We start from the raw sequence: 511 nt of genomic DNA, 5'->3' as shown, positions 1-511 counted from the left end.
CGTTAATGATTTGAGACCAAGCGCGACTAACGCGCTGAGAAAATGTGCTTAAGCTCTCGGCATTAGGCAACGAATGGTGGGCGGGTGATTGCCAAAAGGCATCGAGTTTTTTCCAATGTTCAGTAAGCAAATCAAATGGCATGCCGTCGAAGTCACCAAAGTCCATTTCTTGCAGATCGTCTTCGGTGGTCATAGGCAACAATTGTTGCTCAGCTAATACTTGCGCCAAATCGTGACAACGAGAAAGCGGCGACGATATTATCCCCGCTACGTCGTATCCTTTGGTTTTCCAAGCCATGGAGATTCGCTGCTGCTCGGCCTCTTTCACTTTGAGATCAGTCTGACCATATAAGCCAGGCGCGGCGTCTACTTTTCCATGACGCATAAGATAGATATTGAGCGTTTTCATTACCTTCGTATCCTATTCTTTAAGAACCAATGGCAACCCTGCCGCAACAAACGTTACTCGAGAGCATACTTGAGCAAGTTGTTGATTCATGCGCCCTGCATT

Annotated in this window: 1 protein-coding gene and 1 pseudogene; both read right to left on the bottom strand. The window is 47.0% G+C overall.

The window, feature by feature from the left end; genetic code table 11:
* Nucleotides 1–409, bottom strand: a 409-nt coding sequence (gene cobC, locus R7190_RS31000) for an alpha-ribazole phosphatase family protein (protein ID WP_318138357.1), incomplete at its 3' end; no start/stop codon positions are given.
* A gap of 12 nt (nt 410–421) precedes the next feature.
* A pseudogene (locus R7190_RS30995) lies at nt 422–511 on the bottom strand (bifunctional adenosylcobinamide kinase/adenosylcobinamide-phosphate guanylyltransferase); the annotation flags it as partial.

The sequence above is a fragment of the Vibrio sp. 1078-1 genome (genome assembly GCF_033340475.1).
This window is presented reverse-complemented; position numbering and strand designations above follow the sequence as displayed.